This window comes from Pantoea sp. RG18, from assembly GCF_025910075.1.
Classification (GTDB): domain Bacteria; phylum Pseudomonadota; class Gammaproteobacteria; order Enterobacterales; family Enterobacteriaceae; genus Pantoea; species Pantoea agglomerans.
This window is the reverse complement of record NZ_JAPCIL010000007.1, coordinates 47,368-70,896: the sequence shown is the minus strand read 5'-3', so window position 1 is coordinate 70,896 and position 23,529 is coordinate 47,368. Positions and strand designations below refer to the sequence as shown.

22 protein-coding genes and 3 tRNA genes are annotated in these 23,529 nt (G+C 58.0%); 13 read left to right on the top strand and 12 right to left on the bottom strand.

Features of this window, described 5'->3' with window-relative positions:
* The first annotated feature begins 26 nt into the window (after positions 1-26).
* The 5 genes from pal (at position 27) to OK409_RS08850 (ending at position 1,869) form a co-directional block, all read left to right on the top strand.
* On the top strand, positions 27-557 hold the full coding sequence (pal, locus tag OK409_RS08870) for a peptidoglycan-associated lipoprotein Pal (protein WP_010260771.1): 531 nt from the start codon (positions 27-29) through the stop codon (positions 555-557).
* 9 nt (positions 558-566) lie between these two features.
* The gene (gene cpoB / locus OK409_RS08865; RefSeq protein ID WP_010260773.1) at positions 567-1,361 is read left to right on the top strand and encodes a cell division protein CpoB; all 795 of its coding nucleotides are present in this window, start codon (positions 567-569) and stop codon (positions 1,359-1,361) included.
* Positions 1,362-1,525: 164 nt separating this feature from the next.
* A tRNA-Lys gene (locus tag OK409_RS08860) sits at positions 1,526-1,601 on the top strand.
* A gap of 70 nt (positions 1,602-1,671) precedes the next feature.
* Positions 1,672-1,747 (top strand) — tRNA-Lys (locus OK409_RS08855).
* Between the two features lie 46 nt (positions 1,748-1,793).
* Positions 1,794-1,869, top strand: a tRNA-Lys gene (locus OK409_RS08850).
* A gap of 350 nt (positions 1,870-2,219) precedes the next feature.
* On the opposite strand, the gene OK409_RS08845 is transcribed toward OK409_RS08850, so the two are convergent.
* The gene (locus tag OK409_RS08845) at positions 2,220-3,695 is read right to left on the bottom strand and encodes an AlkA N-terminal domain-containing protein (protein WP_264366992.1); all 1,476 of its coding nucleotides are present in this window, start codon (positions 3,693-3,695) and stop codon (positions 2,220-2,222) included.
* A gap of 158 nt (positions 3,696-3,853) precedes the next feature.
* Between OK409_RS08845 and OK409_RS08840 the strand changes: the two genes are divergently transcribed.
* From OK409_RS08840 to pnuC, 3 genes are all read left to right on the top strand, one after another.
* Positions 3,854-4,396, top strand: coding sequence for a methylated-DNA--[protein]-cysteine S-methyltransferase (locus OK409_RS08840; RefSeq protein WP_010260149.1), 543 nt, complete (start codon positions 3,854-3,856; stop codon positions 4,394-4,396).
* A 126-nt stretch (positions 4,397-4,522) separates the two neighbouring features.
* A complete protein-coding gene (gene nadA / locus OK409_RS08835; RefSeq protein WP_045140626.1) occupies positions 4,523-5,584 on the top strand; it encodes a quinolinate synthase NadA in 1,062 nt (353 codons plus the stop codon).
* 24 nt (positions 5,585-5,608) lie between these two features.
* Entirely contained in the window at positions 5,609-6,331 is a 723-nt protein-coding gene (gene pnuC / locus OK409_RS08830; protein WP_010260155.1) for a nicotinamide riboside transporter PnuC, read from the top strand.
* On the opposite strand, the gene zitB is transcribed toward pnuC, so the two are convergent.
* From zitB to OK409_RS08810, 4 genes are all read right to left on the bottom strand, one after another.
* Entirely contained in the window at positions 6,325-7,308 is a 984-nt protein-coding gene (gene zitB / locus OK409_RS08825; RefSeq protein ID WP_264366991.1) for a CDF family zinc transporter ZitB, read from the bottom strand. The genes pnuC and zitB overlap by 7 nt on opposite strands.
* On the bottom strand, positions 7,286-10,330 hold the full coding sequence (locus OK409_RS08820; protein ID WP_264367039.1) for an ATP-binding protein: 3,045 nt from the start codon (positions 10,328-10,330) through the stop codon (positions 7,286-7,288). Before OK409_RS08820 ends, zitB begins: the two co-directional genes overlap by 23 nt.
* A gap of 14 nt (positions 10,331-10,344) precedes the next feature.
* Complete coding sequence (locus OK409_RS08815; protein ID WP_033756983.1) at positions 10,345-10,926, bottom strand: response regulator transcription factor; 582 nt, start codon at positions 10,924-10,926, stop codon at positions 10,345-10,347.
* Positions 10,927-11,024: 98 nt separating this feature from the next.
* Positions 11,025-11,393, bottom strand: a complete 369-nt coding sequence (locus OK409_RS08810; protein WP_022626030.1) for a YbgS-like family protein — start codon at positions 11,391-11,393, stop codon at positions 11,025-11,027.
* A gap of 287 nt (positions 11,394-11,680) precedes the next feature.
* Between OK409_RS08810 and aroG the strand changes: the two genes are divergently transcribed.
* Positions 11,681-12,733 carry a 3-deoxy-7-phosphoheptulonate synthase AroG gene (aroG, locus tag OK409_RS08805; protein WP_010669658.1) on the top strand — a complete coding sequence of 351 codons (1,053 nt, stop codon included), beginning with the start codon at positions 11,681-11,683 and terminating at the stop codon, positions 12,731-12,733.
* 202 nt (positions 12,734-12,935) lie between these two features.
* Here aroG and gpmA read toward each other — a convergent pair whose 3' ends face one another.
* The 6 genes from gpmA to modE all read right to left on the bottom strand — a co-directional run bounded on the left by gpmA (position 12,936) and on the right by modE (position 19,621).
* Positions 12,936-13,688, bottom strand: coding sequence for a 2,3-diphosphoglycerate-dependent phosphoglycerate mutase (gpmA, locus tag OK409_RS08800; protein WP_003851893.1), 753 nt, complete (start codon positions 13,686-13,688; stop codon positions 12,936-12,938).
* A 151-nt stretch (positions 13,689-13,839) separates the two neighbouring features.
* On the bottom strand, positions 13,840-14,874 hold the full coding sequence (gene galM, locus OK409_RS08795) for a galactose-1-epimerase (RefSeq protein WP_050680600.1): 1,035 nt from the start codon (positions 14,872-14,874) through the stop codon (positions 13,840-13,842).
* Positions 14,868-16,016: a galactokinase gene (galK, locus tag OK409_RS08790; RefSeq protein WP_010669660.1), complete on the bottom strand. Its 1,149-nt coding sequence runs from the start codon at positions 16,014-16,016 to the stop codon at positions 14,868-14,870. The genes galM and galK overlap by 7 nt, the downstream gene beginning before the upstream one ends.
* Complete coding sequence (gene galT / locus OK409_RS08785) at positions 16,013-17,059, bottom strand: galactose-1-phosphate uridylyltransferase (protein WP_022626027.1); 1,047 nt, start codon at positions 17,057-17,059, stop codon at positions 16,013-16,015. Before galT ends, galK begins: the two co-directional genes overlap by 4 nt.
* Before the next feature lie 237 nt (positions 17,060-17,296).
* A complete protein-coding gene (gene modF, locus OK409_RS08780) occupies positions 17,297-18,769 on the bottom strand; it encodes a molybdate ABC transporter ATP-binding protein ModF (protein ID WP_264366990.1) in 1,473 nt (490 codons plus the stop codon).
* A 69-nt stretch (positions 18,770-18,838) separates the two neighbouring features.
* Positions 18,839-19,621 (bottom strand): molybdenum-dependent transcriptional regulator, encoded by a 783-nt coding sequence (modE, locus tag OK409_RS08775; RefSeq protein WP_022626025.1) that lies wholly within the window; start codon positions 19,619-19,621, stop codon positions 18,839-18,841.
* A gap of 136 nt (positions 19,622-19,757) precedes the next feature.
* Between modE and OK409_RS08770 the strand changes: the two genes are divergently transcribed.
* The 4 genes from OK409_RS08770 to modC all read left to right on the top strand — a co-directional run bounded on the left by OK409_RS08770 (position 19,758) and on the right by modC (position 22,575).
* Positions 19,758-19,913, top strand: coding sequence for an AcrZ family multidrug efflux pump-associated protein (locus OK409_RS08770; RefSeq protein WP_010260183.1), 156 nt, complete (start codon positions 19,758-19,760; stop codon positions 19,911-19,913).
* Positions 19,914-20,057: 144 nt separating this feature from the next.
* Complete coding sequence (gene modA, locus OK409_RS08765) at positions 20,058-20,831, top strand: molybdate ABC transporter substrate-binding protein (protein ID WP_031293050.1); 774 nt, start codon at positions 20,058-20,060, stop codon at positions 20,829-20,831.
* A complete protein-coding gene (gene modB, locus OK409_RS08760) occupies positions 20,828-21,517 on the top strand; it encodes a molybdate ABC transporter permease subunit (RefSeq protein ID WP_010669664.1) in 690 nt (229 codons plus the stop codon). The genes modA and modB overlap by 4 nt, the downstream gene beginning before the upstream one ends.
* On the top strand, positions 21,517-22,575 hold the full coding sequence (gene modC / locus OK409_RS08755) for a molybdenum ABC transporter ATP-binding protein ModC (protein ID WP_264366989.1): 1,059 nt from the start codon (positions 21,517-21,519) through the stop codon (positions 22,573-22,575). Before modB ends, modC begins: the two co-directional genes overlap by 1 nt.
* Here the strand turns inward: modC and OK409_RS08750 are convergent, their stop codons facing one another.
* Positions 22,576-23,394 (bottom strand): pyridoxal phosphatase, encoded by an 819-nt coding sequence (locus tag OK409_RS08750; RefSeq protein ID WP_264366988.1) that lies wholly within the window; start codon positions 23,392-23,394, stop codon positions 22,576-22,578. It abuts the gene before it with no gap.
* Positions 23,395-23,529 lie beyond the last annotated feature (135 nt).

The window sequence follows — 23,529 nt, the reverse complement described above, 5'->3', positions numbered from 1 at the left end:
ACAATAAACAATAATGGGATTTTGAAATGCAACTGAACAAAGTGCTGAAGGGTTTGATGCTGGCTCTGCCGGTTCTGGCAGTAGCGGCTTGTAGCTCACACAAGAACAACAACAATGACCAGACTGGCATGGGCGCTGATGGCGGCGCTTACGGTGCAAATTCTGGCATGAACGGCAACGGCGGCAACATGTCTTCTGACGAGCAGGCTCGTCTGCAGATGCAGCAGCTGCAGCAGAACAACATCGTGTACTTCGGCCTGGACAAGTATGACGTTCAGTCTGATTACGCACAGATGCTGGATCAGCATGCAACCTTCCTGCGCAGCAACCCGTCATACAAAGTGACCATCGAAGGTCATGCGGATGAGCGCGGTACGCCGGAATACAACATCGCCCTGGGCGAACGTCGTGCTAACGCGGTTAAAATGTACCTGCAGGGCAAAGGCGTGTCGGCTGATCAGATGTCTATCGTATCTTACGGTAAAGAGAAGCCAGCCGTTCTGGGTCATGACGAAGCAGCGTATTCTAAAAACCGTCGTGCCGTTCTGGTCTACTAAGAGAATCACATGGTTAGTAACTTCAGACATCACCTGTTGAGTCTGTCGTTACTGATTGGCGTAGCGGCCCCCTGGGCCGCTAATGCCCAAGCGTCAATCAGTAGCGTTGGCTCCGGCTCGGTCGAAGACCGTGTCACCACTCTTGAACGAATTTCTAATGCCCAGGCACAGCTGATGCAGCAATTGCAGCAGCAGATGAGCGATAACCAGCGTGATATCGACGCGCTGCGTGGGCAAATCCAGCAAAACACGTATCAGTTGAATCAGGTGGTTGAGCGGCAGAAGCAGCTTTACCAGCAGATTGACAGCCTGAGCAGCGCCAGCACCAGCGGCGGTCAGCAGGCAGCCGGCAGTAATGCCGCAGCGGATACCGGCGCAGCAGCAACCGCAGGCGCGGCAGCATCAACGGATAGCGCACCTGCCCAGACCGGTGACGCTAACAGCGATTACAATGCGGCTGTGGCGCTGATTCTGGAGAAGAAACAGTATGATCAGGCGATCAGCGCGCTCCAGGCGTGGGTAAAACGTTACCCGGATTCGACCTATCAGCCGAACGCCAATTACTGGCTGGGACAGCTGAACTATAACAAAGGCAAAAAGGACGACGCGGCTTACTATTACGCCACGGTAGTGAAAAACTATCCGAAGTCGCCGAAAGCTGCAGAAGCGTTGTTGAAAGTGGGCGTCATCATGCAGGAGAAAAAAGACACAGCGAAAGCTAAAGCGGTCTTCCAGCAGGTGATCAAACTTTATCCAGACACCGAATCTGCTAAGCAGGCGCAAAAACGTCTGACAAGTCTGTAATCTGTACGGTTCAGGCCAGATATCGTGTGATTTCTGGTCTTGCCGTATGAAAGGTAAGCAACTGAAGCATTTAGCAGAAATAAGAGTTGCGCTACCCCGCTAAATCAGTAATATATGCCGCCGTTGCCGGGACACATTGCAAAGTGTCTGGTAAGCCTGAAGATGGGTCGTTAGCTCAGTTGGTAGAGCAGTTGACTTTTAATCAATTGGTCGCAGGTTCGAATCCTGCACGACCCACCATCTTCCTCAGACGCGCTTTTACCGCGCAGTTTTAAGAAGAACACTTCAGCATTGCTTCACAACCTAAGATGGGTCGTTAGCTCAGTTGGTAGAGCAGTTGACTTTTAATCAATTGGTCGCAGGTTCGAATCCTGCACGACCCACCATCTTATCTCAGCCGCCTGGCGTGTTGAACGGTTGTAAGCCCCCAGCGGGTCGTTAGCTCAGTTGGTAGAGCAGTTGACTTTTAATCAATTGGTCGCAGGTTCGAATCCTGCACGACCCACCAATTAAGAAAAAAGCGCCCTCAGGGCGCTTTTTTTGTTTCTGCGGCACTAACTCACTTTGAAGAAGCAAAACACCTCAAGGGCTTGAGGTTGTCGCTGCCCGCTGTTTGATCGAGCCTGCGCAGAGAACAGGGTCAGATCGGAAAGACGCTAAAGCCAATCCATGACCTGCTCAACCCGCGCGATTACGCACCTCATCCCTGAGGTGCGCCCGTAGCCGGGCCAACGCGTTGCGTTGTTCAAAAACGCTCCCGGCGTTTTTGTCCCAGACGCGGGACGCTTTCCTCTTCTGACCCTGTTCCCTGCGCGTTGAGCTTCTGTATTGCTGGCAGATTTGCCTCCACTCTCGCCGTCACGGCTTTTTCTTTGCCTTTGCTACTGCCAGGCTCTCCCAGATATGCATCACTGCATAGCTGCGCCAGGGACGCCACGACTGCGATCGCGCCTCCGCTTCTTTCGATGACATGCCGCCCAGGTTATTCCGGATGGCAATATCCTCTTTGGGAAAGGCATCCGGCCAGCGCAAAGCGCGCATCGCGATATAGTGCGCGGTCCAGGGACCAATACCCGGCAGGCTGATCAGTTTTTTGATGACCTCGTCTGGCGCCTGAGCGGCACTGAGACGAAGATCTCCGCTGGCGCAGGCATTTGCAAAGGCGATGATGGCGCGGGAGCGGGCGGCACTGACAATCCCCATCGGCGCGACATCGTCTACCGTCAGTCCGGCGATGCGTTCAGGATGGGCGGTGTAGCGGGTCAGATCGGCGAACGGCGTCTCACAGGGTTCGCCAAAAGCGGCGGCAAAACGGCTGCTGACCGTGGTGGCCGCTTTGACCGTCACCTGCTGGCCGATAATGGCGCGCACACCCAGCTCAAAGGCGTCGAATGCGCCAGGCACACGCAGACCCGGATGCGAGAGCAGGCTGGGTGCCAGCAGTGGGTCCTGCGCCAGACAGGCGGCGATACGCTGCGGCTGTGCGTCGAGATCGAACAGATCGCGCAGACGGCGCAGCAGCAGAGGCAGAACCGGCGTCAGCGAGGTGGAGAGCGTCACCTGCAACGCATTCTTTTGCGGCAGATGCGAAACAGAAACCCAGCCCCGGCAGCGACCCAGCACCACAGTGCGTCGCCAGCTGCCATCTTCCACCGCCTCGACCTCTTTCATCAGATGCGTCTGCAAAAACCAGAGCATCGCCGCCCAGTCGTAGGGAGGGCGATAGGCCAGCCGCAGCGTCACGCGGTCGCCGGGCTGCGCGCACTGAGTGCCCGTATCGTCCCTGCGCAGCGCGCCTGGCGTCATGCGGTAACGCGCCTGGAAGACATCATTAAAGCGCCGCAGGCTGCCAAAGCCGCTGGCATAGGCAACGTCAATAATCGGCAGCCGGGTTTCGGTCAGCAGCTGTTTAGCCAGCAGCATGCGCCGCGTCTGCTTCAGTTCCAGCGGCGAGACACCCAGCTCCTGCTGCACGATACGGCGCAGCTGACGCAGGCTGATACCGAATTCAGCGGCAATTGCCTCCAGTCCTTCACGTTCCTCCAGCATGCCTTCCTCGATACGCTGAACCAGCCGCTCTGCCACACGGTGCGGCTGATCAACCGGCGCATTACCGGGTGCCAGTTCAGGCCGACAGCGCAGGCAGGGGCGAAAGCGGGCTTTCTCCGCCGCTTCGGCGCTGCTGAAGAAAAGGCAGTTCTTCTGCATCGGCGCTTTGACCGGGCAGACCGGACGACAATAGATACCGGTTGAGGTCACGCCAACAAAGAAAACGCCGTCAAAGCGGGTATCACGAGAGGTCAGCGCCTGATAGGCAATGTCGGGATCGAGCATGGCAGTTCTCCGGTAAATAAGCGCAGCCTACACCGGTGAATCCCGGCAGACTGGCTGTTTTCGGACAGCACAACAGTTTATCGCCATGACCGAAAACAGCCAGTCAGGCTGATGAAAAGTGCGATAATAGGCGACAGAACCGTGACGGGAGAATCACCATGTACTACTTCAAACCGATAGTCACCCCGGTGGGTGAACTGAAACTGGTCGCCAGCGATAGCGGCCTGGCGGGTATTTTGTGGGAAAACGACGATCCCAAACGCACCCGGTTTTTGCCGCAAACGCGCGATGACGATCATCCCATTCTGATCGAAACTGAGCGTCAGCTCAGCGAGTACTTCACCGGTGCTCGTCGCTGCTTTGAGCTGCCGCTCGATTTTGTCGGCACTGAGTTTCAGAAAAAAGTCTGGCAGGCGCTGGTGGCTATCCCGTTTGGTGAGACGCGCAGCTACAGCCAGATTGCGCGGGAGATCGGCCATCCGCTGGCGGTGCGTGCCGTCGGGGCGGCCAATGGGCGTAATCCGCTCTCGATTGTCGCACCGTGCCACCGCGTGATTGGAGCCAACGGCAAGCTGACCGGCTTTGCGGGCGGACTGGATATCAAAGCCTTTCTGCTGGCACTGGAAGCGCCGCAAAAACCGCTGGTACTGGCAGATGAAACGCAGCCCGGCAGGGTCGGCGCTGTGATGCAGACAGAATAAATATCGCACGACACAGGCAGGCTTTTCCGCTATCGTGTTTAGCATATAAAACACGATGGCGGATTCGACGCCATAAGTCGCCGGAACAGGCGATTTTCGTTAATTAGACAAAACGAGAGCTGTGTCATGAGTGTGATGTTCGATCCAGAAAGCGCCGTTTATCCCTTTCCGCCCAAACCCGCCCGTCTGAGTGACGACGAGAAGGCGTTCTACCGTGAGAAAATTAAAGCGCTGCTGAAGGCGCGAAACGCGGTGATGGTGGCGCACTACTACACCGATCCGGAAATTCAGGCGCTGGCAGAAGAGACGGGCGGCTGCGTTTCCGACTCGCTGGAGATGGCACGCTTTGGCAGCAACCATTCGGCGACGACACTGCTGGTGGCCGGCGTGCGCTTTATGGGGGAAACCGCCAAAATCCTCAGCGCGGAGAAAACCGTACTGATGCCGACGCTGCAGGCGGAGTGCTCACTGGATCTCGGCTGCCCGATTGAAGAGTTTAACGCCTTTTGCGACGCCCATCCCGATCGCACCGTGGTGGTCTACGCCAATACTTCGGCGGCGGTAAAAGCGCGGGCCGACTGGGTGGTGACTTCAAGCATTGCGGTCGAGTTGATTGAGCACCTCGACAGTCTGGGCGAAAAAATTATCTGGGCGCCGGATCGCCATCTTGGCCGCTACGTCACCCAAAAATCGGGCGCGGACGTGCTCTGCTGGCAGGGCGCATGCATTGTGCACGACGAGTTCAAAACCCAGGCGCTGCAGCGTATGAAAGCGCTCTATCCCGACGCGGCAGTGCTGGTGCATCCTGAGTCACCGCAGGCGATTGTCGATCTGGCCGATGCGGTCGGCTCGACCAGCCAGCTGATTCAGGCCGCCAAATCCCTGCCGCATCCGCAGATGATTGTGGCGACCGATCGCGGCATTTTCTACAAAATGCAGCAGGCGGTGCCGGATAAAGAGCTGCTTGAAGCGCCCACAGCCGGTGAAGGTGCCACCTGCCGCAGCTGTGCTCACTGTCCCTGGATGGCGATGAACGGCCTTAAAGCCATCGCAGAGGCGCTGGAGTCGGGTGGGGTGGAACATGAGATTCAGGTGGATGAGACGCTGCGTGAGGCGGCGTTACTGCCGCTTAATCGCATGCTATCCTTTGCAGCGGAACTTAAACTCAACGTGAAGGGAAACGCGTAAGCGTTTTCCGGACAGGTGCTCAGCATGGACTTCTTCAGCACACATAATATTCTGGTTCACATTCCTCTGGGTGCCGGAGGCTACGATCTCTCATGGATTGAGGCTATCGGCACGCTGGCAGGCTTACTCTGCATCTGGTTTGCCAGCCTGGAAAAAATCATCAACTATCCCTTTGGCCTGATTAACGTCACGCTGTTTGCGGTGATTTTCTTTCAGATCCAGCTCTACGCCAGCCTGCTGCTGCAGCTCTTCTTTTTTGCCGCCAATATCTACGGCTGGTACGCCTGGAGTCGGCAAACCTCCGATCATCAGGCGGCGCTGAAAATCCGCTGGCTGCCGCTGCCTAAGGCGCTGGCCTGGACGGCGGGCTGTGTGATTGCGATTGCGCTGATGACCCTCTATATCGATCCGGTGTTTGCGCTGTTAACCCGTGCGGCCGTCACGCTGATGAACGGCCTTGGCCTGTCGGTGGCGATGCCCGCGCTGCAGCCGGATGCGTTCCCGTTCTGGGACTCCTGCATGATGGTGTTGTCGATTGCGGCGATGGTGCTGATGACGCGCAAATATGTTGAGAACTGGCTGCTGTGGGTCATCATCAACGTGATTAGCGTGATGATTTTTGCCCGACAGGGCGTCTATGCGATGTCGCTGGAGTATGTGATTCTGACGCTGATTGCGCTGAACGGCTCGCGCATGTGGATCCGCAGCGCGCGGCAACAGGGTTCCCGCGCGCTGTCGGCTCAGTGAGTGTGCGCTTCGCCTTTAGCGTGAGCATGATCATGGTCGTGTGAATGGCTGTGATCATGGCCGGTGGCGGCAGCGCCGCTTAAGCCGAGTTCACACTCGGCACCGGCACAGGGCTGATACTCCATCTGCACGGTCGCATGCGCAATCTGATAGTGCTGGCGCAGATAGTCGTGGATACGATGCAGCAGCGCATCGTGATCGTAAGGCGGGATCACCTGCGCATGCAGCGTCAGCATCGGCTTTTCGCCCACCTGCCACAGATGCACATGGTGAACATTGCGCACCTCTGCGATGTTCAGGGTGAGATCACGTATCAGCCGGTTCACATCCAGCGAACGCGGCGCCCCTTCCAGTAACTCCTGCAGACTCTCACGCAGCAGCGCCCAGGCGCTGCGCAGCACCAGCAGTGACACCAGCAACGACAGAATCGGATCGATTGGGGTCCAGCCGGTCAGCATAATAATCACCGCCGCGACAATCGCACCCACCGAGCCAAGCAGGTCGCCCATCACATGTAGCGCCGCGGCCCGCACATTGAGATTCTTCTCTTCGCTGCCGTGATGCAGCAGCCAGAACGACAGAATATTGGCCAGCAGGCCGCCAATAGCAATCCCCAGCATCAGGCCGCCGGTCACCGGTTGCGGGTCGGCAAAGCGGCGCACCGCCTCCCAGACGATCAGTGCGGTAATGCCCAGCAGCGCAATGGCGTTAACAAATGCGGCCAGCGTGGTCAGACGCAGCAGGCCAAAGGTGTGGCGTGCATTGGGTTTACGGCGCGAGAACTGCACCGCCAGCAGGGCCATCAGCAGCGCGGCGGCATCGGTCAGCATATGCCCGGCGTCCGCCAGCAACGCCAGTGAACCCGAGAGCCAGCCGCCAATCACTTCAGCCACCATAAAGACAACGGTCACCCCGAAGGCGGCCGCCAGACGCGTGCGATTACTATCCTGCCCGCTATGAGTGTGGGTATGTGCCATAAGATTCCAGTTTTTTCAGTAACCTGTTTGCTAATAATATCAGTAATTGCCACGTCTCAGACGTGTCCTGATGCTGTTTTGCCTGCTCCGCCAGTTGCTGGCTGAGCTGTGCGCCGTGATCCAGTCCCACCAGTAACCAGCTTCCTTTCATCCGGTGCGCCGCTTCGGCGAACGGCATCCACGCCTCGCGCTCGCGTGCTTCGCGCATCACGGCCAGATCCTGCGTCACCGTGTTGTGCAGCGTCTGGCTCAGACGGCGGAGGAATTTCTCATTCTGCTGCGCCAGTTGCCACAGATTATCATCCAGCGCCGCCAGCGGATCTTCCTGCCACTCTGCCAGCAGCGCGCTGAGATCGGCTAACTGCACCGGTTTTATTATTACCCGCTCCCGCGCCTCCAGCGGTCGTGACAGCAGCTGGGCATCCGCGGAGCAGAGCACCCGCATCGCCTGACGCTTCCGCTGACGGTCACGCCGCCGCAATATCCGCAGCAGCAGTGTGCCGTCAGGCCGCGGCATCATCTGGTCGATAAACAGCAGGTCATAAGGCTGTTGCGCATCGGCCTGCAGTAGTGCGCGTCCCTGCTCAAAGATGTCAGCCTGAATCGCAAAACGCGACAGCTGCTGCTGCATCACCAGCAGATTGGTCGGATGGTCATCGACAATCGCCACCCGCAGTGGTGGAAGGTCGGGAAGGGCGGTTTCATCCACGTGGTTTGCTGGTGCGCAGACCGCCAGTGGCAGCGTCACGGTGACCTGGGTGCCGTGACCGGGTTCAGAGGCGAGCCGGATGTCGCCGCCCATCCGCTGCACCATTTCCCGGCAGATAAACAGCCCCAGGCCGCTGCCCTGCACTGAAACCGATTTACCGGACGGTGCCTGATACCAGGGATCAAACAGCTTCTGCTGTTCCTCTGGCGGAATACCGCTGCCGCTGTCGCTCACCGTCAGAATCAGCTGTTGTTGCTGTGCGGCCAGCGTCAGGCGAATCGCGCCGTGGCGGGTAAATTTCAGCGCATTGGTCATCAGGTTGTTGACCACCTGCTGCAGGCGATCGGCATCGATCATCACGGCATCAGGCAGCGGCGTCAGCGCCTCGACGATCAGATGCGGGCCGTCTTCGCGCATTAACGGGTGATAAAAGTGCTGCTGCTGATTGAGCCACTGCGCCAGCGCCAGCGGACGGGGCGCCAGGGTAAAACTGTTGCTCTCGATGCGCGCATGATCCTGCAGATCATTCAGCAACGTCAGCAGCGATTGCGCACTGCTGTGCAGCAGCGTCAGGTTCTGGCTGCTGTGCTGCTGCTTCTCCAGCTCCAGCAGTCCGAGGATCGCCTGCATCGGCGTGCGCAGCTCATGGCTGACGGTCGCCAGGAACTGGCTCTTCATCGCATTGGCGTGCTCAGCCTGTTCACGCTGCTGACGCTCCCGGCGCTGTTGCCAGTAGCGGCGCGCCAGCAGCAACAGCAGCAGCGCAATGGCCGCACCTGCCACCGCCAGCACCATCATCGGCAGCGAACGCATCACCATCACGCTGCCGGGCTGTGGCGGGGTTGACCAGCTGTCGCGCATCTGACTCTGTGTGTCAGCCGGGATCTGCTGCAGCGCGCGATCCAGCAGGGTGCGCAGCACCGGCTGGTCAGGTGTCACACCCAGCGCGATCGGCCAGGCGATGTCGCTGGCGGCAAAGGCGAGGTGGATGCGCGCATCATCGCGGCTGGCGATACGCCAGCGGGCGGAGAGTACGTTATCCACCAGCGCATCGATCTGCCCCTTTGCCAGCGCGTCATAGAGGCTATTACGATCGGCAAACTGCAGCGGCTGCAGATCCGCAGGCAGCAGACGCAGCGCCAGATCATCCTGTAACACGCCGACCCGCTTGCCGCGCAGGTCGCGCCAGTGCGCCAGCGTATCGGGCTGCAGGCTGTAAATGCCCCACAGCGCGCGCCACACCGGCAGCGAGGTGCTCTGCATCGCATCGCCGTTCAGCGGCTGCATCAGCTGCAGCATCGCCTGCTGCTGGCCGATCAGCGTGTTCGCCTGACGCGGATTGCTGACCCACACCGGTTCAAACTGCAGGCCGGTGCTCTGAGCTATCGCTTTCAGCAAATCCACGCCATAGCCTCTGGCGGTCCCGCTGGCATCGCGATAACTCCAGGGATAGTTGTCCGGTTCGGCGGTGTAAGTAATACGCGGATGATCGGCAATCCAGGCGCGTTCAGTAGGGCTGAGCATCAGGGTCTGCGTATCCTGATAGCGCGGCAGGGTACTGCTCCAGCGCGCCTGCAGCGTGTTCATCAGTTCTGCTGGCAACTGACGCAGGCTCTGATTAATCCAGCTGATAAGCTCCGGATCGCGGGAGACCGCTCGCAGGTTGAGCTGTCCGGCCTCGATGTGTGAGGCGATCTGATAAATCTGGCCCTGTTGCAGCTGGCTCAGCAGAAATCCGGCGCTGGTCTCATCCGCCACCACATAATCATTCTGCTGATTCAGCAGGGTATAGAGCGCCTGCAGATCACTGCTGTAGCGTCGCCAGCTGTGGCGGGCCGCCAGCGCAGGCGGCAGTTGTGCCAGCGTGCTTTCGCTGATCGCCAGTTGGGCATTCTGGCTGTTAAACATCACGGCACGCTGGTTTTGCTGATTGCGGTAGACCCGCAGCGGGCTGCTGTACCAGTTATCGCTGCTCAGCGCACCGGCTGGCAGGGGAGAAATCCACATGCCAAGCGCAAAATCGATCTGGCCGCTGTTCAGCGCCTGCATCAGATGCGGCTGATCGCTGTAGAGGTTGAGGCTGAACTGCGCGCCAGTCAGCTGGCGCAGTGCGGAAAGATAGTCAGCATTGATGCCATACAGGTCGTTGCCGATGCGCATCGCCCAGGGGGCGTGGTTCTCTTCCAGAAGACCAACGCGCAGGATTTTGCCTTGCATGGTTTCCGCGTGTGTCACCGGCAGCATCATCGGCAGATTGATGCTGCTCACCGGACGCACCTCAGCCAGAACGGAGCCGCACAGCAACAGCAGCATCAGCAGGAGAGTTCTCACTGCTGCGCCTTCCACAGGTCAGCCAGTTCCACCACCGAACGGGCGCCGGTTTTTTCCAGAATGTTCTTTTTATGGGTGCTGACCGTTTTATTACTGATGTGCAACTGGGCGGCGATTTGCAGATTGGACAGGCCGCTGGCCAGCAGCGCCAGAATCTGACGCTCTTTCTGGGTCAGCGGGAGTTCCGGCTCATCATCCATCACCGGAAACGCCGTCTGACCGCCCAGCACCGCCAGGATAGCGCTAAGCAGTTGCGCCATGCGCTGGCTCTTCACCACATAACCGGCGGCACCCAGCGCCTGGGCACGACGCACATAGTGGCGGGTCTGCTGAGCAGAGTAGATCAATACCGGACAGTCGGGGCGATGGATCTTCAGGCGACGCAGGAACTCCAGCCCATCGCTATCCGGCAGGCCAATATCCAGCACGATGATGTCCAGTGGCTGCTGAAGCAGGGGACGGGCGGCTTTTTCACTGCTGGCAGAGAGGAGCTGAACCGGAATAGGCGACTGGCTCAGAGCGGCTTCAAGTGCCACTTCAACCAGCGGATGATCGTCAATCAGAAGCAAAACGGCCATGAAGGATTTCCTGTAAAATTCACAGGATTAGCATAGCGGAAGAGTGGGACAGAGGGGAGAAAAACCAGGAGAGCGTCAGCTCTCCTGGCTAAACAGAATTACTGGGTGGTACCGTCGGTTTTAGTATCTACGTCACCGCCGCCCACTTTAGTCTGAACTTTTTTATTGATGTTCGGACATTTACCATCTTTACACTGGGCGTTCTGGTCCATTTCGTTAGCAGACATATTACCATGGCTGGTGGTGCTGCCGGACGTTGCAGGATTGGTATCGTTGCCAGTGTTATTAATTTTGCTGTTATCGACATTATTTGGCGGCAGATTCTCTTTCGCTCCGCCCGCTGCTGCACCTGCACTGGCTGCCTGATTCGATGTACCGTTATTGCTGCTGCTGTCTGCAGCCAGTACCGCACCGCTGCTCAGTGTCATTGCTGCTGTCAAAAAGAGTAAGGCAAACTTTTTCATCATTATGCTCCCGTTAATAAATGAAGATGCTTTAAGCCCAGAGGTGCAATTTCGGGTAAGAAAATCCCTGACGAAATATAATTCGCCGGTTGGCTTAAACAGGGTGATTTAATTTTGTAAGCGGGACGTTCCTCAGTGCTTACCATTAAAAAGTCTAGTCGCTAACCTGATTAATGCAAATATCACCCGCACATTTAACCCGCAGCGGGAATTTACACCCCAGGCGCTTCGGGCTACATTGGGCAGGTTGTGTCCGGCGGGCGCCGGGCCAGAAATAATATGGAATCAGTATGAATTACCAGAACGATGACTTACGCATCAAAGAGATTAAAGAGCTGTTACCTCCGGTTGCGCTGCTCGAAAAATTCCCGGCGACCGATCGTGCTGCACAGACCGTTTCACAGGCCCGTCAGGCGATTCATCAGATCCTGCAGGGCAAGGACGATCGCCTGCTGGTGGTGATTGGACCCTGCTCAATTCATGACACTGAAGCGGCAAAAGAGTATGCCGACCGCCTGCTGGCGCTGCGTGATGAGCTGAAAGGTGAGCTGGAAGTGGTGATGCGGGTCTATTTTGAAAAGCCGCGCACCACGGTGGGCTGGAAAGGGCTGATCAACGATCCCTACATGGACAACAGCTACCAGCTCAACGACGGTCTGCGTCTGGCGCGTAAACTGCTGCTGGATATTAACGACAGCGGCTTACCGGCGGCGGGCGAGTTTCTGGATATGATTACCCCGCAATATGTGGCTGACCTGATGAGCTGGGGCGCGATTGGCGCGCGCACCACGGAATCTCAGGTACACCGTGAGCTGGCGTCCGGTCTCTCCTGTCCGGTCGGCTTCAAAAACGGCACCGATGGCACCATTAAGGTGGCGATCGATGCCATTAACGCGGCGGGATCGCCGCACTGTTTCCTGTCTGTGACGAAGTATGGTCACTCCGCCATTGTGGAAACCAGCGGCAATGGTGACTGCCATATCATTCTGCGCGGCGGCAAAGAGCCGAACTACAGTGCGCAGCATGTTGCAGAGGTCAAAGAGGGCCTGGCAAAAGCGGGTCTGCCACAGCAGGTGATGATCGATTTCAGCCACGCCAACAGCAGCAAGCAGTTCCAGCGTCAGATGGTTGTGGCAGACGATGTCTCACAGCAGCTGATTAATGGTGAGCAGGCGATTGTCGGTGTGATGATCGAGAGTCATCTGGTGGAAGGCAACCAGAGTCTGGAGAGCGGCGAGCCGCTGGTCTATGGCAAAAGCGTCACCGACGCCTGTATCGGCTGGGAAGATACCGACAAGGTGCTGCGTCAGCTGGCGGCAGCGGTTAAACAGCGCCGCGGCTGAGTGGGATAACTGACAAGGTCTGACCCGGTTCGCGTTGAGGATTGTGCCTCTGACCGTATTCCCTGCGATTTGAGCCAATCAGTTGTTGCCTGGCTCATTGATCTCTTTATTCTGACAACGAACACAGTGCGCAGCGTTCGTGCGCGCAGCCCAATAAAAAAGGCCAGACTTTCGTCTGGCCTTTTTGCATTTCAGCGAGAAATTACTTCGCTTTACCCTGATTCGCAACGGCTGCGGCTTTCGCGGCAATCTCGTCCTGGTCGCCCAGGTAGTAGCGTTTCAACGGTTTGAAGTTTTCATCGAACTCATAAACCAGCGGTACGCCGGTAGGGATGTTCAGTTCGAGGATTTCATCTTCACTCAGGTTATCCAGATATTTCACCAGCGCACGCAGTGAGTTGCCGTGTGCGGCAATGATCACTTTCTCACCGCTTTTGATGCGCGGCAGAATGGTGTCGTTCCAGTAAGGGATAACGCGGTCGATGGTCAGCGCCAGGCTTTCGGTGGTTGGCAGCTGCTCTGGGGTCAGTTTCGCGTAACGCGGATCATGGCCCGGGAAGCGCTCATCTGAACGATCCAGCTCTGGCGGAGTAACGGCAAAGCCGCGACGCCACTGCTTAACCTGCTCATCACCATATTTGGCAGCGGTTTCCGCTTTATCCAGACCCTGCAGCGCACCGTAGTGACGCTCGTTCAGACGCCAGGTTTTCTCAACCGGCAGCCAGGCCTGATCCAGCTCATCCAGCACATTCCACAGCGTGTGAATGGCACGCTTCAGTACTGAGGTGTAAGCGAAATCGAAAACAAAGCCCTCTTTTTTCAGCAGCTGACCTGCTGATTTGGCTTCGCCACGACCTTTCTCAGAAAGGTCAACATCATACCAACCGGTAAAGCGGTTTTCGTTGTTCCACTGGCTTTCGCCGTGTCGCACCAGAACCAGCTTAGTTACAGCCATAGCTTAACTCCTTAATACTGTGATGTTTCTGTGAGATTGGAAACCTGCTGCTGCCCGCCTGACACGCGAGCTGATTGCGCCATACCATAACGGAAAAGCGGGCAGCGCGTAAGCCTGTGTGTGACGCACTGCGCGTTTTTCAGCCGGAGGCTCAGCGTGGCGTGAAGCGATAACGCGTCACGGATTCCCAGCGATCTCCCGGCTGCAGCCAGCAATCAGGCTGAGGCCATTCATCATGATTAGGCGAATCCGGTAAAAATTCGCTCTCCAGCGCAATACCCTGAAATGCAGTATAGCTCGCCTGTTCACGGGCACGGGTGCCTGCCAGGTAGTTGCCGGAGTAGAACTGCAACGCCGGTGCCGAAGTGGTCACGCTGAGCTGCAGTCTGCCATCTTCCGACCAGAGTTCTGCCGCAGGCTGAGTGTCGTCGCCTGCGCTGCTGAGCAGAAACGCATGGTCATAGCCCTTCACCGCTCGCTGGTCGTCGTCTGCCAGAAACTCCTGTGCCACGACTTTGGCCTCGCGGAAATCAAAACTGGTTCCGACAACCTCTTTCAGCGGCGCATTCGGGATGCCTTCGCTGTCGACCGGCAGATAATGGTCGGCGTGCAGTTGTAAGCGATGCTGGCGGGCGTCGCCATGATGCGCATCAAGGTTAAAGTAGGCGTGGTTAGTCAGATTGACCGGGCAGGGCTGATCGCAGCGCGCTTCATAGCTAATGCTCAGGCAGTTCTGGTCATCCAGCTGATAGCGCAGATCGGCAATCAGATTGCCGGGATAGCCCTGATCGCCATCAGGCGAATCAATGCGGTAGTGCACCTCGCTGTCAGACTGGCTGACAATCTGCCAGCGGCGCTTATCAAAGCCTTCCGGTCCGCCATGCAGCTGATGTGCGCCCTGGTTCGGCACCAGCTGGCGGTTCAGTTTATTCAGTTTTGCCCCGGCGATGCGGTTAGCGTAGCGGCCGACCGTCGCGCCCAGATAGGCATCCTGATGGAGATAGTCAGAGGGCGTGGCGCAGCCGAGTAGCGCTTCACGCACCGTGCCATCCTGCATCGGCACGCGGGCGGAGAGCCAGGTTGCGCCCCAGTCCATAAAGGTTGCCAGCATGCCGTTGGCATTGCGCAGCACCGTTATGCGCCACGGCTGACCGTCGGGCGCATGGGAGTTGACGTCGTTCAGCATTGGCCGGCTCCTTCAGAGGCTTTGCAGACGTAGAAGGTCTCTTTGATGCCGGTCGCAGCTTCATACTGCTCCGCTACGGCGGCTTTGACCTGATCGACCAGATCCAGTGGCATCAGCGCGACGATACAGCCACCAAAGCCGCCGCCGGTCATACGCACGCCGCCGCGCTCACCGATCTGCGCTTTCACGATCTCAACCAGGGTATCGATCGGTGGCACGGTGATCTCGAAGTCGTCACGCATCGAGGCGTGAGATTCGGCCATCAACTGGCCCATACGGGTCAGGTCGCCCTGCGTCAGCGCATCGGCTGCTTCCAGGGTGCGGGCGTTCTCGGTCAGGACGTGACGCACGCGTTTTGCCACCTGCGGGTCGAGCTGCGCCTGTGCCGCTTCAAACTCGGCCAGTTCAACGTCACGCAGCGCCTTCTTATTGAAGAAACGCGCGCCTGCTTCACACTGCTCACGACGCGTGTTGTATTCGCTGCCAACCAGGGTACGACGGAAGTTGGAGTTGATGATCACCACCGCGATATCTTCCGGCATCGACACCGGACGCGTGCCCAGCGTGCGGCAGTCGAGCAGCATGGCGTGATCTTTCCGGCCCAGCGCTGAGATCAGCTGGTCCATGATGCCGCAGTTACAGCCGACGAACTGGTTTTCCGCTTCCTGACCATTCACGGCAATGGCGGCGCCATCCAGCGGCAGATTATAGAGCTGCTGCACCACGGTGCCGACCGCCACTTCCAGCGACGCAGATGAGCTGAGGCCCGCGCCCTGAGGCACGTTGCCGCTGATCACCATATCGATACCGCCGAAATCGGCATGACGCTGCTGCAGATGCTTCACCACGCCGCGCACATAGTTGGCCCACATCGGTTCCTGCAGGCTGACGATCTCTTCATCCAGCGAGAATGTGTCCTGCGCATTTTCATAATCCGCAGCGACCACCCGAATCTGACGATCGTCACGGCGGGCACAGGCAATCACCGTCTGGTAATCGATGGCGCACGGCAGCACGAAGCCGTCGTTATAGTCGGTATGCTCGCCAATCAGGTTAACGCGGCCCGGTGCCTGAATGGTATGCGTAGCGGCGTAACCGAAGGTGTCAGAGAAAAGCTGCTGCGTGATGGTTTTTAAGCTCATTGTTGTGCCTCACGGAAGTGAACGTCGCTGACAGAACGCAGACGTTCCGCCGCCTGTTCCGCCGTTAAATCGCGTTGGGTTTCGGCCAGCATTTCATAGCCAACCATAAATTTACGCACCGTTGCTGAGCGCAGCAGCGGCGGATAGAAGTGAGCATGCAACTGCCAGTGATCGTTGGCTTCGCCGTTAAACGGCGCGCCGTGCCAGCCCATGGAGTAGGGGAATGAGCACTGGAACAGGTTGTCGTAGCGGCTGGTCAGCAGCTTAAGCGCCAGCGCCAGGTCGGTACGCTGCGCCTCATTGAGGTCGGTAATTCGTTTGACGTGCGCTTTCGGCAGCAGCAGGGTTTCAAACGGCCAGGCGGCCCACCACGGCACCACCGCCAGCCAGTGATCGGTTTCCACCACGGTGCGGCTGCCATCCTGCTGTTCACGTGCCAGATAGTCGACCAGCATCGGCGAGCCATGTTTAGCGAAATAGTCGCGCTGATGATCATCTTCACGCTGCGCTTCATTCGGCAGGAAGCTGTTGGCCCAGATCTGACCATGGGGATGCGGGTTGGAACAGCCCATCGCCGCACCTTTGTTCTCAAACACCTGCACCCACGGATAGTGCTGACCCAGATCGGCGGTCTCTGCCTGCCAGGTACGCACCACCTCTTCCAGTGCGTTCAGCGACATCTCCGGCAGGGTTTTGCTGTGATCGGGCGAGAAGCAGATGACCCGACTGGTGCCGCGTGCGCTTTCACAACGCATCAGGATATCGTCGCTCTCGGGCGCGTCTGGCGTGTCGGTCATCAGCGCAGCAAAGTCATTGGTAAAGACGTAGGTGCCCGAATAGTCCGGGTTTTTGTCGCCGGTGATGCGGGTGTTTCCGGCACACAGGAAGCAGTCCGGATCGTGCGCCGGTAACGTATTGACCGCCGGGGTTTCCTGCGCGCCTTGCCACGGACGTTTGGCCCGATGAGGTGAAACTAAAATCCATTGATCAATCAGTGGATTGTAACGGCGATGCGGGTGATCGACCGGGTTGAATTTTTCCATGTTAGATCCTGGTAAGCGTCAAAAGCCAAAGAGGCATCGGTAAAAAGTAGCACATCAGCGCGCCCGAAAGCGTGATCAAGTCTGGATAAATGGTATCGTTTACACAAGCTGAATATTCTTATTTCGTGGCAATGTGCGCGGATATATGGCGTGAAAGGTGATGTGGAATGGTAGCGCTTACACAAAAGTGCTTTAAAACGCCGCAGCAGCGGCGTGGGGTGACGCGTTACAAGAGCCCTAGTGCAGGGTTTCCTGCTGATAGTGATAGCCGCCGTCATGGGCGATAAAGCTCAGGCGATGTGTGATGCAGGCGGGCACATCTTCCGCGTGATGCGAAACAAACAGCAGCTGAGTCCGTCCCTCGCCAATCAGCACATCGACAAAGCGCCGCACCAGCTGGCGGTTAATCGGGTCGAGACCCTGTAGTGGCTCATCCAGAATCAGCAGCGTCGGATGCTTAACCAGCGCGCGGGCAATCAGCACCAGCCGCTGCTGTCCCCATGAAAGCGAGTGAAACGGCGCATCCGCCTGTCCGTTATCCATCCCCAGCAGTGCCAGCCACTGCTGCGCCAGCGCTTTTTGCCGGTCAGAAGCCGCCTGATAGAGACCAATGGAGTCGAAGAAGCCCGACAGGATCACCGTGCGCACATTGGTGCTGACGCGGTAATCGAGATGCAGGCTGCTGCTGACATAGCCAATATGCTGCTTGATATCCCAGATGGTTTCACCACTGCCGCGACGGCGGCCAAACAGGGTTAAATCATTGCTGTAGCCCTGAGGATGATCGCCGGTCACCAGGCTGAGCAGGGTCGATTTCCCTGCGCCGTTCGGGCCGGTAATCTGCCAGTGCTCGCCGGCGTTGACCTGCCAGTTCAGCCCCTGAATTACTGGCTGATCGTTGTATGAGACGGTGCCGTTGCGCAGGATAACGCGCGGCGCATCATCCGCCAGCGATGGCAGCTGATCCGGCGCATCCGCCTCAGGTAACGCCATTCCCATCAGCTGTTCACTGTGTGCCAGCTGCGCCACCAGCGCTTCCGTTAAAATGGCCTGGCGTGGCCCGCTGTGGGTGAGGGTGCACTCCGCCAGCACGCCAACCTGCTGAATAAAATCGGGAATATCGTCAAAGCGATTGAGCACCAGCACCAGGGTAAATGTCGGTTGCTGCAGGCCGCGCAGCGTGTCGGTCAGGCTGGCGCGCGACGCCACATCCAGCCCGTCAAACGGTTCATCCAGAATCAGCAAATCTGGCTGGTTCATCAATGCCTGACAGAGCAGGGTTTTGCGGGTTTCGCCGGTAGAGAGATATTTGAAGCGGCGTGAAAGCAGCGCTTTGATGCCGAACTGCTGTGCCAGCTGCTCGCAGCGCTCGGGCTGCTGCACCTCCGCCTGAATCACCTCTGCCACGGTCAGCCCGGTATCCTCTTCACCTTCGCTGAGCATATCGGTGTTATTGCGCTGCCACTCCTGCGCCACCAGGGTTTGTAGCTGCTCCAGCGACAGCCGGACCGGCCGTCTGAAATCGCTGCTGACTGAACCGGCCAGCGGCGGAAGTTCACCAGAGAGTGCGCGCGCCAGTGATGATTTGCCGCTGCCGTTGGCTCCGACAAACGCCCAGCTTTCGCCGCGCTGCAGTGCCACCTGATTCAGGCTCAGTATCCGGGTATCGCTAAGACGAAACGTGCCTTGCGAAATGTGCAATGAAGCCATGATCTGTTCCATTTTTTGCATCGTGTTACTGAGTTGTAACCATTGCCCGTAATGAAGTCAAATCAACCGCTAGAGCAGGGTGGCGACGATGGCGTGTTCCGCATTGAAACTGGCGATCACGGCGTCGCCGGGCTGCAGCCTGAGTTGCTGCAGCTGATCGTTGCTCAGGGTCGCGCACAGGGTTTCGCCGCTGGCGAGCTTCATCAGCACTTCACTCATCTGCTCGCCGGGTTCGATGGCACTGACCGTCGCTGCCAGCTGATTGTCATCCTGTGCGGCGTCACGACTGATGCGGATCCACGGCGCCTTGATCAGCACCAGCACCTCTTTACCTGCGGCCAGTTGCAGGCGATCGGCGCTACGCTGGGTCAGCGCCACATTAAGCTGCGTGACGCCATCGGCCAGTTGAATCAGCAGATGCTGGACCACCTGCTGCGCATCGTTACTGACGACGGTGCCAAACAGCTGGTTACGGGCGCTGGTCTGCAGCGAGAAGCGGGCGATGGCCGCCAGCAGACTGTCGAGCGGTAACGTATCCTGCTGCAGCGCATCAAAGGCTTTCTGCTGGATCTGCTCCATCAGCTGGAACAGCTGAATCAGGCGTTCACCGTAGCGGGTCAGCGTTGCGCCACCGCCGCCTTTACCGCCGGTGGCCCGCTCCACCAGCGTTTCATCCGCCATCTGGTTCATCTCATTAATCGCATCCCAGGCACTTTTGTAGCTGATACCGGCCAGCTTCGCCCCCTGACTGATCGACCCGGTCTGCTGTACGCGTTTCAGCAGCTCAATACGTCGCGGATCGGCAAACAGTTTCTGTTGTAAACGGATATGAAGGGACAGTTCGGCTTCCATGACAGCTCCGGCAAAGGGTTAAGGCGAAGGCCGATGATAGCGGCGTTTTGTGACCAAAGTAAAAGCACGAAAAGGGCTGCGCAAAATTTTGCTGACCCGTTACAATCTCTTTTTTGTTAGCAGAGTGAGACTCTCCATGCTGGAATTACTTAAAAGCCTCGCCGTTGCCATACTGATGGTGCCTGTCGTGATGGCGCTGATGCTGGGCATGATTTATGGCCTGGGTGAAGTGTTTAACGTCATCTCTAAAATTGGTCATCGCGAAAAATCCTCAGCCCGTTCGCACAATTAATTGCTGCTACGCCCGCCATCTGCGCGGGCGTGGTCGTTTTTACCTCTTCTGATTTAACCTTTTGTTGCCCCTGCCGATAATTTACTGAACCTCACTGACATTGCGCTATATTATCCGCTACACAACGAATAGCCGGAGAAAATCATGTCATTTAAACACTATCGCTGGGGCGTCGCGGCCCTGATCACCGTTTCGCTGGCCGGACAGGCTGTGGCCGCCGACAACATTACTGTGTTTGCCGCGGCTTCACTGACCAACGCGATGCAGGATATTGCCAGCCGTTACAAGCAGGAAAAGGGGGTGACGGTGGTCTCTTCGTTTGCCTCCTCATCAACGCTGGCGCGCCAGATTGAGCAGGGGGCTCCTGCCGATCTCTTTATCTCTGCCGATCAGCAGTGGATGGATGATGCGGTGGCGAAAAAAAGTGTGATTACCAGCAGCCGCTATACCCTGCTGGGCAACGATCTGGTATTGATTGCGCCACGCAGTGCCGCCGCGAAAGCGGTGACGCTGGACCCGCAGACTGACTGGAAAACCTTGCTGCACGGTGAGCGTCTGGCAGTCGGCGATCCGGACCACGTTCCTGCGGGCATCTACGCCAAAGAGGCGCTGCAAAAGCTGGGTGCCTGGGAAGGCGTTGCGCCTTCGTTAGCGCCAGCCAATAATGTGCGGGCAGCGCTGGCGCTGGTCGAGCGTAATGAAACGCCCTATGGCATTGTCTACGGGTCTGACGCGGTCGCCAGCGACAAAGTGCAGGTCGTCGGGCATTTTCCGGCAACCAGCCATAAACCCGTAGAATATCCGATGGCGATCGTGAACGATCACGACAACGCTGCCGTTAAAGCGTTTTATGATTATCTGAAAGGGCCTCAGGCCGCGGCTATCTTTAAACATTACGGATTCACACCGACGAAATGATACTCAGCGATCCCGAATGGCAGGCGGTACTGCTTAGCCTTAAAGTCTCTGGCATAGCCGTGATAGGCAGTCTGCCGTTTGGCATCCTGATGGCCTGGATTCTGGTGCGCTGCCGTTTTCCTGGTAAAGCGCTGCTCGACAGCCTGATCCACCTGCCGCTGGTGCTGCCGCCGGTGGTGGTGGGTTATCTGCTGCTGATTAGCCTTGGGCGGCGCGGCATCATAGGCGAAAAGCTTTATGACTGGTTCGGCTTCAGCTTTGCTTTCAGCTGGCGGGGTGCCGCACTGGCCTCTGCCGTGATCGCTTTTCCATTGATGGTGCGCGCCATCCGGCTGGCGCTGGAGGCGGTGGATTGCCGGCTGGAGCAGGCGGCGCGCACGCTGGGCGCCGGACGCTGGCGGGTCTTTTTCACCATTACGCTCCCGCTGACGTTGCCAGGCGTGATCGTTGGAACGGTGCTGGCGTTTGCCCGATCGCTGGGCGAGTTCGGCGCCACCATCACCTTTGTTTCCAATATTCCCGGCGAGACGCGCACGCTGCCGCTGGCGATGTTTACCCTGATAGAGACGCCCGGTGCGGAAGGGGCGGCGGCACGGCTCTGCGTCATCGCGATCGTACTGGCGCTGGCGTCACTGCTGGCGTCGGAATGGCTGGCACGTGCAGGCCGTAAGCGGATGGGAAACTGATGCTATCACTCAACGTTATGCAGCAGCAGGGCGATCACGTGCTGGAGGTCGACCTGCAGATCCCGGCCAAAGGGATCACCGCTATTTTCGGCGTGTCAGGTGCCGGAAAAACCTCCCTGATCAACGCGATCAGCGGGCTGACTCAGCCGCAAAGGGGACGGATCCAGCTGCACGATCGTCTGCTGTTTGATGCAGAGCAGAAGATTGTGCTGCCGCCGGAAAAACGGCGTATCGGTTATGTGTTCCAGGATGCGCGGCTGTTCCCGCACTATCGGGTCCGTGGCAACCTGCAATATGGTATGGCACCTAAGATGAAAGCGCAGTTCGACAGTCTGGTCTCACTGCTGGGTCTGGAGGCGCTGCTGCCGCGCTTTCCGCTGTCGCTGTCGGGCGGGGAAAAGCAGCGGGTCGCGATTGGCCGTGCGCTGCTGACCGCACCGGATATGCTGCTGCTGGATGAGCCGCTGGCGTCTCTGGATCTGCCACGCAAACGTGAACTGATGCCCTATCTGCAAAAGCTGGCGAAGCAGGTTGAGATTCCGATGCTCTACGTTTCGCACAGCCTGGAGGAGATCCTGCAGCTGGCTGATAACGTGCTGGTGCTGGATGCGGGCAAGGTCAAAGCTTTTGGTCCGTTGGAGCGGGTCTGGAGCAGCAGCGCGATGCGGCCCTGGCTGCCGGTGAGTGAACTGACCAGCGTGCTGCGGGTGCAGGTGCTGGAGCAGCATCCCGACTATCCAATGACCGCGCTGTCGCTGGGCGATCAGCACATCTGGGTCAGCCGGGTGAATCAGCCGGTTAAAACCCCGCTGCGTATTCGCATTGCCTCGGCCGATGTCTCGCTGGCGTTGCAACCGCCGCAACACAGCTCCATCCGCAACATTTTACCGGCACAGGTGGTGGAATTGCTGGAGGTCGGGGACCAGGTTGAGGTAAAGCTGCGCATCGGCATCAGCGAACTCTGGGCGCGCATCACGCCGTGGGCGCGGGATGAGCTGGGCATCCGGCCGGATCAGTGGCTTTATGCCCAGATCAAAAGCGTCTCGGTGACGCCCTGATTACAACACGTACTGATAGAGGGTATCGGCAATACCGGTTTCAAGGTTGGTGCCGATCACCATTTTCGCCCGCGCTTTGATCGCCTCATCGGCATTGCCCATCGCCACGCCCAGTCCGGCCGTTTCCAGCATGCTGAGATCGTTATAGTTATCACCGAACGCGATCACATCGGACATACTCAGCCCCAGTGATTCAACCCACTGCGCCAGTCGTTTGCCTTTGCTGTTGCCGCCTTTGGCGATATCGACCTGATCGTGCCACGACCATTCGCAGGCCAGTCCCAGTTCCGCTTCCACTCTGGTAGCGAACTGCTGCAGTTCCGGAATGTTGTTGTGCGACAGGGCAAACTTCCAGATCGAACCGGCGTCGCGTGCCGCCTGGGCCAGGTCGGGCACCTGGCGGAACAGTGGACGCTGGTGGGCAGGCAGCGATTCGGCCCACTTCAGGGTGCGCATCACGTGGCCGGTCGGGGTCTGATAGAGCATCGCATCATCCACGTAGAGCAACCCGTGAATCTGCTGCTGATTCAGCATCTCAATCACCTGCAACGCCAGCTGCGGGTCGAGGGGATCGGACGCCAGCACCTTTTTCGCCTGGTAATCATACAAATAGGTGCCATTACAGCAGATTGCGGGTGTATCCAGCTGTAACGCCTGATAAAAAGGGTGGATAGCGCAGTGATGGCGTCCGGTCACGATAGCGACATGAACGCCCGCCTGGCATGCCTGATTTAGCGCTTCGATTGACTGCGGCAGAATCGTTTTGGCTGGGGTCAGCAGCGTGCCGTCGAGGTCGAGGGCAATTACACGGTAGTTCATTAATCCTCTCGTTTTTCCTGGTTTGCAGGGGCTGAAGTCTACACCTCACCACGGCCCGGAGACAAAAAACAGGGCACAAATGATCCCAGCGCAGGGCAATAAAACAGGCTACAGTGATTCACAGATCATGATCAG

Coding starts and splice junctions, on each gene's coding strand:
- pal (WP_010260771.1), top strand. CDS start 27: ATGCAACTGAACAAAGTGCTGAAGGGTTTGATGCTGGCTCTGCCGGTT.
- cpoB (WP_010260773.1), top strand. CDS start 567: ATGGTTAGTAACTTCAGACATCACCTGTTGAGTCTGTCGTTACTGATT.
- OK409_RS08845 (WP_264366992.1), bottom strand. CDS start 3,695: ATGCTCGATCCCGACATTGCCTATCAGGCGCTGACCTCTCGTGATACC.
- OK409_RS08840 (WP_010260149.1), top strand. CDS start 3,854: ATGTACTACTTCAAACCGATAGTCACCCCGGTGGGTGAACTGAAACTG.
- nadA (WP_045140626.1), top strand. CDS start 4,523: ATGAGTGTGATGTTCGATCCAGAAAGCGCCGTTTATCCCTTTCCGCCC.
- pnuC (WP_010260155.1), top strand. CDS start 5,609: ATGGACTTCTTCAGCACACATAATATTCTGGTTCACATTCCTCTGGGT.
- zitB (WP_264366991.1), bottom strand. CDS start 7,308: ATGGCACATACCCACACTCATAGCGGGCAGGATAGTAATCGCACGCGT.
- OK409_RS08820 (WP_264367039.1), bottom strand. CDS start 10,330: ATGCTGCTGTTGCTGTGCGGCTCCGTTCTGGCTGAGGTGCGTCCGGTG.
- OK409_RS08815 (WP_033756983.1), bottom strand. CDS start 10,926: ATGGCCGTTTTGCTTCTGATTGACGATCATCCGCTGGTTGAAGTGGCA.
- OK409_RS08810 (WP_022626030.1), bottom strand. CDS start 11,393: ATGATGAAAAAGTTTGCCTTACTCTTTTTGACAGCAGCAATGACACTG.
- aroG (WP_010669658.1), top strand. CDS start 11,681: ATGAATTACCAGAACGATGACTTACGCATCAAAGAGATTAAAGAGCTG.
- gpmA (WP_003851893.1), bottom strand. CDS start 13,688: ATGGCTGTAACTAAGCTGGTTCTGGTGCGACACGGCGAAAGCCAGTGG.
- galM (WP_050680600.1), bottom strand. CDS start 14,874: ATGCTGAACGACGTCAACTCCCATGCGCCCGACGGTCAGCCGTGGCGC.
- galK (WP_010669660.1), bottom strand. CDS start 16,016: ATGAGCTTAAAAACCATCACGCAGCAGCTTTTCTCTGACACCTTCGGT.
- galT (WP_022626027.1), bottom strand. CDS start 17,059: ATGGAAAAATTCAACCCGGTCGATCACCCGCATCGCCGTTACAATCCA.
- modF (WP_264366990.1), bottom strand. CDS start 18,769: ATGGCTTCATTGCACATTTCGCAAGGCACGTTTCGTCTTAGCGATACC.
- modE (WP_022626025.1), bottom strand. CDS start 19,621: ATGGAAGCCGAACTGTCCCTTCATATCCGTTTACAACAGAAACTGTTT.
- OK409_RS08770 (WP_010260183.1), top strand. CDS start 19,758: ATGCTGGAATTACTTAAAAGCCTCGCCGTTGCCATACTGATGGTGCCT.
- modA (WP_031293050.1), top strand. CDS start 20,058: ATGTCATTTAAACACTATCGCTGGGGCGTCGCGGCCCTGATCACCGTT.
- modB (WP_010669664.1), top strand. CDS start 20,828: ATGATACTCAGCGATCCCGAATGGCAGGCGGTACTGCTTAGCCTTAAA.
- modC (WP_264366989.1), top strand. CDS start 21,517: ATGCTATCACTCAACGTTATGCAGCAGCAGGGCGATCACGTGCTGGAG.
- OK409_RS08750 (WP_264366988.1), bottom strand. CDS start 23,394: ATGAACTACCGTGTAATTGCCCTCGACCTCGACGGCACGCTGCTGACC.